Source organism: Pseudomonas sp. JE3303, from assembly GCF_056312565.1.
On record NZ_JBWGIF010000002.1, the window covers coordinates 415,367 to 425,832 of the forward strand.

Annotated in this window: 10 protein-coding genes and 1 tRNA gene; 10 read left to right on the top strand and 1 reads right to left on the bottom strand. The window is 62.8% G+C overall.

The features are described from left to right. The first annotated feature begins 19 nt into the window (after nucleotides 1-19). From tolB to nadA, 8 genes are all read left to right on the top strand, one after another. Complete coding sequence (gene tolB, locus AC0ZZU_RS05375; RefSeq protein ID WP_219048328.1) at nucleotides 20-1,291, top strand: Tol-Pal system beta propeller repeat protein TolB; 1,272 nt, start codon at nucleotides 20-22, stop codon at nucleotides 1,289-1,291. Nucleotides 1,292-1,349: 58 nt separating this feature from the next. Further along, complete coding sequence (gene pal / locus AC0ZZU_RS05380; protein ID WP_158461817.1) at nucleotides 1,350-1,853, top strand: peptidoglycan-associated lipoprotein Pal; 504 nt, start codon at nucleotides 1,350-1,352, stop codon at nucleotides 1,851-1,853. A 6-nt stretch (nucleotides 1,854-1,859) separates the two neighbouring features. Beyond that, on the top strand, nucleotides 1,860-2,684 hold the full coding sequence (gene ybgF, locus AC0ZZU_RS05385) for a tol-pal system protein YbgF (RefSeq protein WP_158464797.1): 825 nt from the start codon (nucleotides 1,860-1,862) through the stop codon (nucleotides 2,682-2,684). A gap of 160 nt (nucleotides 2,685-2,844) precedes the next feature. Then, nucleotides 2,845-3,492, top strand: coding sequence for a 7-carboxy-7-deazaguanine synthase QueE (queE, locus tag AC0ZZU_RS05390; RefSeq protein ID WP_476339484.1), 648 nt, complete (start codon nucleotides 2,845-2,847; stop codon nucleotides 3,490-3,492). A 16-nt stretch (nucleotides 3,493-3,508) separates the two neighbouring features. Next, nucleotides 3,509-4,183, top strand: a complete 675-nt coding sequence (gene queC, locus AC0ZZU_RS05395; RefSeq protein ID WP_158461820.1) for a 7-cyano-7-deazaguanine synthase QueC — start codon at nucleotides 3,509-3,511, stop codon at nucleotides 4,181-4,183. Nucleotides 4,184-4,244: 61 nt separating this feature from the next. Further along, nucleotides 4,245-4,320, top strand: a tRNA-Lys gene (locus AC0ZZU_RS05400). Between the two features lie 140 nt (nucleotides 4,321-4,460). Beyond that, a complete protein-coding gene (locus AC0ZZU_RS05405; RefSeq protein ID WP_476339485.1) occupies nucleotides 4,461-5,966 on the top strand; it encodes a YdgA family protein in 1,506 nt (501 codons plus the stop codon). Between the two features lie 186 nt (nucleotides 5,967-6,152). Next, nucleotides 6,153-7,211, top strand: a complete 1,059-nt coding sequence (gene nadA, locus AC0ZZU_RS05410; protein WP_158461822.1) for a quinolinate synthase NadA — start codon at nucleotides 6,153-6,155, stop codon at nucleotides 7,209-7,211. 293 nt (nucleotides 7,212-7,504) lie between these two features. Here nadA and AC0ZZU_RS05415 read toward each other — a convergent pair whose 3' ends face one another. After that, nucleotides 7,505-8,938, bottom strand: coding sequence for a M48 family metalloprotease (locus AC0ZZU_RS05415; RefSeq protein ID WP_476339486.1), 1,434 nt, complete (start codon nucleotides 8,936-8,938; stop codon nucleotides 7,505-7,507). 117 nt (nucleotides 8,939-9,055) lie between these two features. Between AC0ZZU_RS05415 and AC0ZZU_RS05420 the strand changes: the two genes are divergently transcribed. Together AC0ZZU_RS05420 and AC0ZZU_RS05425 are read left to right on the top strand one after the other, a co-directional pair. Beyond that, the gene (locus AC0ZZU_RS05420) at nucleotides 9,056-9,295 is read left to right on the top strand and encodes a sulfurtransferase TusA family protein (protein WP_476339487.1); all 240 of its coding nucleotides are present in this window, start codon (nucleotides 9,056-9,058) and stop codon (nucleotides 9,293-9,295) included. A 22-nt stretch (nucleotides 9,296-9,317) separates the two neighbouring features. Beyond that, on the top strand, nucleotides 9,318-10,388 hold the full coding sequence (locus tag AC0ZZU_RS05425; RefSeq protein ID WP_476339488.1) for an AI-2E family transporter: 1,071 nt from the start codon (nucleotides 9,318-9,320) through the stop codon (nucleotides 10,386-10,388). Nucleotides 10,389-10,466: the final 78 nt, after the last annotated feature.

Below are 10,466 nucleotides of genomic sequence, written 5' to 3' on the forward strand. Positions count from 1 at the left end.
TCTTCGAGGACTGCTCGTCATGCTCTGCTGCGTGGCAGGTGTGGCCATGGCAGAGGAAAAGAACATCCTGGTCACCAGCGGCAGCGACCGGGCAACGCCCATCGCGGTAGTGCCGTTCGGCCTGCAGGGTGGCAGCGTGCTGCCAGAGGACATGGCCGATATCATCGGTAACGACCTGCGCAACTCCGGCTACTATTCCCCGATCCCGCGGCAGAACATGATCAGCCAGCCAAGCCAGGCCAGCGAAGTCATCTTCCGTGACTGGAAAGCCCTGGGCGCCCAGTACGTGATGGTCGGCAGCATCGTGCCATCCGGTGGCCGCCTGCAGGTGCAATACGCCCTGTTCAACGTCGCCACCGAGCAGCAAGTGCTGACCGGCAGCGTCACTGGCGGCGTCGATCAGCTGCGCGACATGTCGCACTACATCGCCGACCAGTCGTTCGAGAAACTCACCGGCATCAAGGGTGCGTTCTCCACGCGCATGCTGTACGTGACCGCCGAACGCTTCTCGACCAACAATACCCGCTACACCCTGCAGCGTTCGGACTACGACGGTGCCCGTGCGGTAACGTTGCTGCAGTCGCGTGAGCCGATCCTGTCGCCGCGCTTCGCTCCGGATGGCAAGCGTATCGCCTACGTGTCGTTCGAGCAGCGCCGCCCGCGCATCTTCGTGCAGCACATCGACACCGGCCGCCGCGAGCAGATCACCAACTTCGAAGGCCTGAACGGCGCGCCAGCCTGGTCGCCCGACGGTTCGCGCCTGGCGTTCGTGCTGTCCAAGGACGGCAACCCGGACATCTACGTGATGAACATGGCTTCGCGCCAGATCAGCCGCGTGACTTCCGGTCCAGGCATCAACACCGAGCCTTTCTGGGGCAAGGATGGCAATACCCTGTACTTCACTTCCGACCGTGGCGGCAAACCGCAGATCTACAAGTCGAGCGTGAGTGGTGGTGGTGCCGAGCGTGTAACTTTCGTGGGTAACTACAACGCCAACCCTAAATTGTCGGCGGATGAAAAGACCTTGGTGATGATTCATCGCCAACAAGGTTTTACCAACTTCAAAGTGGCCGCGCAGGACTTGGAGCGGGGAAGTGTAAAGATTCTTTCCGAAACAAGTCTTGATGAGTCGCCTACTGTTGCGCCCAACGGCACCATGCTAATCTACGCCACCCGCCAGCAGGGCCGGGGAGTCTTGATGCTCGTCTCTCTCAACGGACGCGTGAGGCTCCCACTTCCTACCGCTCAAGGCGAAGTCAGAGAACCGTCCTGGTCCCCTTACCTGAACTGATGCGGCGTAATTGCTTTACGTTTTTCTTAACACACTGGGGTTCACAAGGAGTTTCACGATGGAAATGCTGAAGTTTGGTAAATTTGCTGCGCTGGCTCTGGCCATGGCTGTAGCTGTAGGTTGCTCCTCCAAGGGCGGTGACAACGCTGGCGAAGGCGCCACGGCTGTAGATCCTAACGCTGGCTACGGCGCCAACACTGGTGCTGTCGACGGCAGCCTGAGCGAAGAAGCTGCTCTGCGCGCAATCACCACCTTCTACTTCGAATACGACAGCTCGGACCTGAAGCCAGAAGCCATGCGCGCTCTGGACGTTCACGCCAAGGACCTGAAGTCCAACGGCAGCCGTGTTGTCCTGGAAGGCAACACCGACGAACGCGGCACCCGCGAGTACAACATGGCTCTGGGTGAGCGTCGCGCCAAGGCCGTCCAGCGCTACCTGGTTCTGCAGGGTGTTTCCCCTGCTCAGCTGGAACTGGTTTCCTACGGTGAAGAGCGTCCAGTTGCTACCGGCAACGACGAGCAATCCTGGGCCCAGAACCGTCGCGTAGAACTGCGTAAGTAATTCGATATGCGAATCTGCCGTCGTGTCGTAACCGTCCTCGCACTCAGCCTGCCGCTCGCGGCTTGGGCTGCGGTTCCCGTAGTTGATGACAACGCAGGCTCTAGCGGCGCAAGCAGCTATCCGCCAGCGGGTTATGGCACGAACGGCGCCTATGCCGGGGGAGGGGTCTCCACCCCTGCCTCGGCACAGGGTCAGCTGTTCATGCAGCTGCAGCAGATGCAAGATCAGATTGCACGGCAACAAGGCGTCATCGAAGAGCTGCAGAATGATGTAGCCCGCATGAAACAGGAAAGCCTGGAGCGTTACCAGGACCTGGATCGGCGCATCGGAACCGGTGTGGCACCTGCCGCAACCCCCGACAATTCCTCCACTGGTGGCGCGCCTGACGCAGCCGCCGGTGCCGCTGCAGGTGCTGCCGCCGCGCAGCAACCGGCAGCCAGCAGTGAACCTGGCGATCCCGCGAAAGAAAAGCTCTACTACGACGCTGCTTTCGACCTGATCAAAGCCAAGGATTTCGACAAGGCCAGCCAGGCGTTCGCCGCCTTCCTGCGCAAGTACCCCAACAGCCAGTACGCCGGCAATGCCCAGTACTGGCTTGGCGAAGTGAACCTGGCCAAGGGCGACTTGCAAGGCGCCGGGCAGGCGTTCGCCAAGGTCAGCCAGCTTTACCCCAAGCACAGCAAGGTGCCTGACTCCCTGTACAAGCTGGCCGACGTAGAGCGTCGCCTGGGCCATACGGACAAGGTCAAGGGCATCCTGCAGCAGGTCGTTACCCAGTACCCTGGCACGTCCGCCGCGCAACTCGCGCAACGGGACCTGCAAAAGCTCTGAAATCGACCGCTTTAAAAGAAACCCGCGCTTGCCGCGGGTTTTTTCGTTAGAATCTGTGCCCTTTTTCTTCACTACGCTGCTGCGGATAACGCAATGCCGGGTTCGCAGCGGTGCCTGACGGAGGCGGACAGCCTGTTCAGCTGTTACGCCCGTGGCGATTATGCAAGACACATTACGCATTACCGAAGTCTTCTACTCTCTGCAGGGTGAGACGCGAACGGCGGGTCTTCCGACCGTGTTCGTCCGCCTCACCGGCTGCCCCCTGCGCTGCCAGTACTGCGACAGTGCCTACGCCTTTACCGGCGGCACTATCCGGACACTCGATTCGATCCTCGAGCAGGTAGCGGCTTTCAAACCGCGCTATGTCTGCGTCACGGGTGGCGAGCCGCTGGCCCAGCCCAACGCACTGCCATTGCTTGAAAAGCTCTGCGATGCAGGCTACGAGGTTTCGCTGGAGACCAGCGGCGCCCTGGACATCTCGCGGGTGGACACCCGTGTAAGCCGGGTGGTCGACCTCAAGACCCCAGGCTCCGAGGAGATGCACCGTAACCGCTACGAGAACATCGAACTCCTGACGCCCAATGACCAGGTCAAGTTCGTCATCTGCTCGCGCGAAGACTATGACTGGGCGGTGTCCAAGCTGATCCAGCATGGCCTGGAGCGGCGCGCGGGCGAGGTGCTGTTCTCGCCCAGCCACCAGCAGGTGAGCGCCTCGCAGCTGGCCGACTGGATCGTTGCCGACAACTTGCCAGTCCGCTTCCAGCTGCAGCTGCACAAGCTGCTGTGGAACGACGAACCCGGACGCTGACAGAAGAGACCTGAACATGACTGAGAAACGCGCGGTAATCCTGCTTTCCGGCGGCCTGGACTCGGCCACCGTGGTAGCCATGGCCCAGGCCGAAGGCTACAGCTGCTACACCATGAGCTTCGACTATGGCCAGCGTCATCGCGCCGAGCTTGACGCCGCGGCACGTGTCGCCCGTGACCTGGGTGTGGTCGAGCACAAGGTCATCGGCCTGAACCTGGACGGCATCGGTGGCTCGGCGCTGACCGACAGCAGCATCGATGTACCCGAGACCCCAGGTGAAGGCATTCCCGTCACCTACGTGCCGGCGCGCAATACGGTGTTCCTGTCCCTGGCGCTTGGCTGGGCAGAAGTACTGGAGGCGCGTGACATTTTCATTGGGGTCAACGCCGTCGATTACTCCGGCTACCCAGACTGCCGCCCCGAATTCGTCGAGGCCTTCGAGCGCATGGCCAATCTCGCGACCAAGGCTGGCGTGGAAGGGCAGGGGTTCCGCATCCAGGCGCCGCTGCAGAACATGAGCAAGGCCCAGATCATCCAGGCCGGTATGGCGCGTGGCGTCGACTACAGCCTGACCGTGTCGTGCTACCAGGCGGACGATCAAGGCCGTGCCTGCGCCAAATGCGACAGCTGCCGCCTGCGCGCCGAAGGCTTCAATGCGGCCGGTGTTCAGGACCCAACGCGTTATTTCTGATTTTTTTTGCGATGAGGTGTTGATTTCCCGTTAGAAATCAGTATTATACGCGTCATCCAACGGGTCGTTAGCTCAGTTGGTAGAGCAGTTGGCTTTTAACCAATTGGTCGTAGGTTCGAATCCTACACGACCCACCATACGCAGTAGAGAGAGCCCGCTTCCGGCAACGGAAGCGGGCTTTTTCGTTTCTATGGCATTGGCCTGGGGTGGTAACCTTCGGGGCCAGGCCATTACCCGGCCTGCTTTTTTCCCTTATGGACAGCAATCGGTCGGATTCATGAAGAAAACTACAGGTGTACTCTCTGGTCTGGTAATAGCCATCGCCGCGGTCACCACCGCAGGCGCCTGGTATACCGGCAAACAGCTGCCCGCCGAGCTCGATCGCGCCCTCGTCGTGGTCAACCAGAAGCTCAAGCAGGCCCTGATCGGATCAGGGGGCAGCATGACGATCGAGCTGGTTTCGCTGGACCAGCACCTGTTCACCAGTACTGCCCACTATCGCCTCAAGGCCGCCGATATCCAGTCTGGCGGCGTACCGGTCGATTTCGAAGCCGGTGTGGTCGACACACTCGAGCACGGCCCGTTTCCATGGTCGCGGGTCAAGGCCCTGAAGCTGCTGCCCGTCATGGTCGCCAGCAACGCCGAGTTGCAGAAGGACGAAGGCACCGCCGCCTGGTTCGCTGCCGCAGGCGAGCAGTCGCCGCTGCGCACACACTTCAGCATGGGCTACGGCGCAAGCGTCGATGGCAAGGTCACGCTGCTGCCGTTGAAGCTGGACGAGGCCGACGGCAACAAGCTTGATTTTTCGGGGCTTGAACTGCTGTCCAGCAGCGACCGCGACGGCAAGAAGGTCGAGCTCCATGGCACGGCCGGCAAGCTCGACCTGACCGTCGTGGGCGAGGATCATCCACCGATCAAGATGCTGTTCAGCGGGTTGACCGTCGATGGCGACCTGAGCAGCACCGGGCATGCCATGGTGTATGGCGGATCGTTCAGTGCGGCGGTCGCAGAGAGTCAGTTCACCCTCGGCCCGCAGCAGGATGTGGCGGTGTTGAAAGGGCTTGAAGTCAGCAGTCTCTCGACCGTGGCCGACGACAAGATGGACGGGCGGATCCAGTACAAGCTTGGCAACATGACTTATAACGGCCGCGCCGTGGGCTCGGGCGAAATGGTCTTCTCGATGAAGCGCTACGACATCCCGGCCTTCCAGTCGCTGATGGAGTGGTACGCGACCAAGCTGCCGCAGGTCCAGGCCGCCCAGGCGGCAGGCGTTCCCTTCCCCGAGATCGAGATGACCGAGCAGGAGCGCACCAAGGTCCATGCGGACCTGTCGCGACTGTTGTCCGCCAAGCCGCAGTTCGCCCTGGAAAACCTTTCCTTCAAGACTGCCAATGGCGAAAGCCGTCTGAACCTGACCGTGGACCTGGCCAACCCGAGCTCCTTCGACCTGCCGCCTGACCAGTTGGGCAAGCAGCTGGTCACCCAGGTGCAGGGCAAGCTGGTCCTGTCCAAGCCGATGATCGGTGACCTGGCTACCCTGCAAGCGCTGCTGCAGAACCAGGGTGACCCCCAGGCCATCGCCCAGCAGGCGGGCCAGGCGGGCGAAATGGTTGGCATGATGGCGGTTCAGAGCGGCCTGGCGACGGTGCAGGGCAACGATGTCGTGGCAAGCCTGCACTACGCCGATGGCATGGTCGATTTCAACGGCCAGAAGATGACCGTCGAGGCATTTGCCATGATGCTCTCGGGCCTGTTGCAGGGCGCTGTCGGTCCACGCGGCTGATCAACTCGCCACCCGGGCGGGTGCTTTGCACGCCCGGGGCAGGCGCTTTAAAAAACGCTTTTGAATTCATGTGATTGGCTGTAGCCTTCGGCGTCCGATAATAATCCGGGGCCGCGGAACGCCTATCCGCCAGGGCCCGGTGATACACTCGACTGACGCGCAAACGCGCCCGCAGGTCCAGCGATCATGACCCAGATTTCCGAACGCCTGTTGGTTCAGGCTCACCTTGATGCCAAGCAGCCCCACCCCCTGACGCCCGAGCAGGAGGCCGAATACCGTGCGGCCATCGCTGCCGAGCTCAAGGCCCAGGACGCCGTCCTGGTGGCCCACTTCTATTGCGATCCGGTGATCCAGGCCCTGGCCGAGGAAACCGGCGGCTGCGTGTCCGATTCCCTCGAGATGGCCCGCTTCGGCAAGAACCACTCGGCCAGCACCGTGGTGGTGGCCGGTGTGCGCTTCATGGGCGAGACGGCAAAGATCCTGACCCCCGAAAAGCGCGTGCTGATGCCCACGCTCGAAGCCACCTGCTCGCTCGACCTGGGTTGCCCGGTGGACGAGTTCTCGGCCTTCTGCGACCAGCATCCTGAGCGCACGGTGGTGGTCTATGCCAACACCTCGGCGGCGGTCAAGGCGCGTGCCGACTGGGTGGTGACGTCCAGTTGCGCCCTCGAGATCGTCGAAACCCTGATGGACAACGGCGAGACGATCATCTGGGGGCCGGACCAGCACCTGGGCCGCTATATCCAGAAGAAGACCGGCGCCGACATGCTGCTGTGGGACGGTGCCTGCATCGTCCACGAAGAGTTCAAGTCGCGCCAGCTGGCCGACATGAAGGCCTTGTATCCTGATGCGGCGATTCTCGTGCATCCGGAGTCGCCCGAGTCGGTGATCGACCTGGCCGACGCCGTCGGCTCGACCAGCCAGCTGATCGCCGCCGCGCAGACCTTGCCGAACAAGACATTCATCGTCGCCACCGACCGCGGCATCTTCTACAAGATGCAGCAGCTGTGTCCCGACAAGGTCTTCATCGAAGCCCCGACCGCCGGCAACGGCGCCGCGTGCCGCAGCTGCGCCCATTGCCCGTGGATGGCCATGAACACCCTCGAGCGCACCCTGGATTGCCTGCGCAAGGGCAGCAACGAGATCTTCGTCGAGCCCTCGCTGATCCCCAAGGCGATCAAGCCCCTCAAGCGCATGCTGGACTTCACCCAGGCAGCGCGGTTGAAGCTGTCGGGTAATGCCTGAGGGCGGGGGCGGAGGTTTCAATGTCGAGACACCCGGCCCCTTAACCCAGACCCCTGACCCGGCCCCTTCACGCGGACCCTTGTAGGAGCGGCCTCGTGCCGGGACGCCGGACCGCGCGAAATGAGGGCGAAGCCCTCACCGGGGCGCAGGGCTATCGGGTTGTGCAATAGTGGTAGGGAGCCCCCTAATCCGTTCAGGATTTCTTGCAGCGGCCATGCGATCCTGGGGGCGCTTCGCAGCCCTTTCGCGACACGAGGCCGCTCCTACAAGGGGCGTAGCCAGGGATCCAGGTCTCAGCGCATCATTTCCTTCACCATCCGCTGCTGTTCCAACATGTCCCGCTGGCGCGCATCGATCCGCGATGCCAGCTGGAAGTTGTTGCCCGCGCGGCGCTTGGCGAAGTCCAACTGCTGGATAGCCTGGTCGAAGTCCCCCACCAATGCGAAATACTCGGCACGCGCCTGGTGCAAGCCGATGGTGTTGCCTGACAACCCACGCACCTCGGCCACGTCATACCACACGTCCGGATCGTCCGGCCTGCTCTTGAGCAACGCATCCAGCACCTTCTCGGATTCGGCCGGCCGGTTCTGCTTGAGCAACAGGTCGGCACGCACTTGCTGCAACGGATAGCTGCTGGGGTACAGGCCGCGCAGCCGATCGACTCGCTGCTGGGCGTCGGCCAGGCGGTTGTTGGTGATGTCCAGGTCGATCTGCGCCAGGTTGTACGTCAGGTCGTTCGGCGCCTTTGCCAACAACGGCTTGAGGTTTTCCCGCGCCTCGTTCAACTGCCCGCCCTTGATCTGTGCAAGTGCCAGGCCGTAGCGGGCGGCATCGAGCTTGGGGTCCTCGTCCAGTTGTGCGCGGAAGCGCTTGGCCGCGAGCCCTGGCGTGCCTTCGTAGGTCAGCGCAACGCGGGCGCGGATCAACTGGTAGCGCAGGCTGTCCTCGACGCCGCCCTTGGGCGCCTGCTCGGCGCGGTTGCGGGTGTCGGCGACACGGGACTCGGTGACCGGGTGAGTGAGCAGGAACTCCGGGGGCTTGGCGTCATAGCGGTACTGGCGCATCAACCGCTCGAACATGGTCGGCATGGTGCGCGGATCGAAACCGGCTTTTTCCAGGTTCTGGATACCAATGCGGTCGGCCTCCTGCTCGTTCTGCCTCGAGAAGCGCCGCTGCTCCTGGATCGCCGCCGCCTGGGTGCCGGCGATCGCCGCAATGCCGGCATCGCCGCCACCGGCTGCGGCCAGCACGATACCCGCCAGCAGCGCAGCCATCATCGGCATCTGCATGCGCTGCTGGGCCTCGACGCCGCGGGCAAAGTGGCGTTGCGACAAGTGCGCCAGTTCGTGGGCCAGGACAGAGGCGTATTCGCCTTCGGTCTGCGCATTGAGGAACAGCCCGCCATTGACGCCGACGATGCCCCCAGGCGCGGCGAAGGCGTTGAGTTCGCGGCTGTCGATCAGGATGAATTCCAGGCGCCGGTCCTGCAGCTGGCTGGTTTCAGCCAGGCGGTACACGCTGCTTTCGACGTAGTCCTTGAGCTGCGGGTCGTTCAGCTGGTTCACATTGCCGCGCAGCAGGCTCAGCCAGGCGCGGCCGAGCTGGTGCTCCTGCTGCGGCGAGACGATCGCGGAACTGGCGTCGCCCAGTGACGGCAGGTCGTCGGCGTGGCCGGGGAGGGCCAGCAGGCAAGCCAGCGTCAACAGGGTAGGGCGCAACAGATTCATCGATGAAACTCGCGTCGTTCAAGGTGCCTTACTGTAGCCCGCTCACACGTTGCCGACCAGTGGCGGTATCCTGCTGGGTCTTTGCACCTTCTCATTGCACCTGCCAGGAGAACCTTGATGAGTGACACACCCACCTGCGCCGCCGAAGTCGACGCCAGCGGGCTCAACTGCCCCTTGCCGCTGCTCAAGGCCAAGATGGCGCTCAACGGCCTGGGCAGCGGCGACGTGCTCAAGGTGATCGCCACCGACGCCGGCTCCCAGCGCGACCTGCGCACCTTCGCCCGGCTCGCCGGTCACACGCTGCTGCGCGAAACCGCCGAGGATGGCGTCTATACCTACTGGCTGCGCAAGGCCTGAGTTTTTTACCCAAGGATCTTCAATGTTCAAGGTGCTTCGTGACTGGATGCAGCGCTACTTCTCCGATGAAGAAGCGGTCGTGCTCGCAGTCCTTTTGTTTCTGGCCTTTGCGGTCGTACTCACCCTCGGCGGCATGCTCGCGCCCGTTCTGGCAGGCATGGTCCTGGCGTTTCTGATGCAGGGCCTGGTCAACTTCCTGGAGCGCCTGCGGGTGCCGACCGGCATGGCGGTGGGCGTGGTGTTCGCCCTGTTCATGGGCGCGCTTGCGGTGTTCCTGCTGGTGCTCGTGCCGCTGCTCTGGCATCAGCTGATCACCCTGTTCAACGAACTGCCGGGCATGTTGGCCAAGTGGCAGTCGTTGCTGTTGCTGCTGCCAGAGCGCTACCCGCACCTGGTCTCGGACGAGCAGGTGCTGCAGGCCATCGAGGCGGTCCGTGGCGAGATCGGCAAGTTTGGCCAGTGGGCGCTGACGTTCTCGCTGTCGAGCCTGCCGCTGCTGGTCAACATCATGATCTACCTGGTGCTGGTGCCGATCCTGGTGTTCTTCTTCCTCAAGGACCGCGAGTTGATTGCCCGCTGGGTCAGTGGCTACCTGCCGCGCGAGCGCCGCTTGATGACCCGCGTCGCCGAAGAGATGAACCGGCAGATCGCCAACTACATTCGCGGCAAGGGGATCGAGATCCTGATCTGCGGGATTGCCACCTATATCGCCTTCATCAGCCTGGACCTCAACTACGCGGCCCTGCTGGCGCTGCTGGTCGGGCTGTCGGTGGTGGTGCCGTATGTGGGGGCGGTGGTGGTGACAGTGCCGGTGACCTTGATCGCGCTGTTCCAGTGGGGCTGGGGTGACCAGTTCATCTACCTGATGGCGGTGTACGCGATCATCCAGGCGCTGGATGGCAACGTGCTGGTGCCATTGCTGTTTTCCGAGGCGGTCAGCTTGCACCCGGTGGCGATCATCTGCGCGGTGCTGTTGTTCGGCGGGCTGTGGGGGTTCTGGGGCATCTTCTTCGCCATCCCGTTGGCGACGTTGTTCAAGGCGGTGCTTGATGCCTGGCCGAGGCGGGAGCCGGAGGTTGCGCCGTTATTGTGATCAGGTGGACGCAGTCCACCTTTGTAGGAGCGGCCTTGTGCCGGGACGCCGGCCCGCTTCGCGCGGTCCGGCGTCCCG

Bases quoted from the DNA above. Each gene is read 5' to 3' on its own strand.
- AC0ZZU_RS05425 (WP_476339488.1), top strand. From the start codon at position 9,318: ATGTTCAAGGTGCTTCGTGACTGGATGCAGCGCTACTTCTCCGATGAA.
- AC0ZZU_RS05415 (WP_476339486.1), bottom strand. From the start codon at position 8,938: ATGAATCTGTTGCGCCCTACCCTGTTGACGCTGGCTTGCCTGCTGGCC.
- AC0ZZU_RS05420 (WP_476339487.1), top strand. From the start codon at position 9,056: ATGAGTGACACACCCACCTGCGCCGCCGAAGTCGACGCCAGCGGGCTC.
- AC0ZZU_RS05405 (WP_476339485.1), top strand. From the start codon at position 4,461: ATGAAGAAAACTACAGGTGTACTCTCTGGTCTGGTAATAGCCATCGCC.
- queE (WP_476339484.1), top strand. From the start codon at position 2,845: ATGCAAGACACATTACGCATTACCGAAGTCTTCTACTCTCTGCAGGGT.
- pal (WP_158461817.1), top strand. From the start codon at position 1,350: ATGGAAATGCTGAAGTTTGGTAAATTTGCTGCGCTGGCTCTGGCCATG.
- ybgF (WP_158464797.1), top strand. From the start codon at position 1,860: ATGCGAATCTGCCGTCGTGTCGTAACCGTCCTCGCACTCAGCCTGCCG.
- nadA (WP_158461822.1), top strand. From the start codon at position 6,153: ATGACCCAGATTTCCGAACGCCTGTTGGTTCAGGCTCACCTTGATGCC.
- queC (WP_158461820.1), top strand. From the start codon at position 3,509: ATGACTGAGAAACGCGCGGTAATCCTGCTTTCCGGCGGCCTGGACTCG.
- tolB (WP_219048328.1), top strand. From the start codon at position 20: ATGCTCTGCTGCGTGGCAGGTGTGGCCATGGCAGAGGAAAAGAACATC.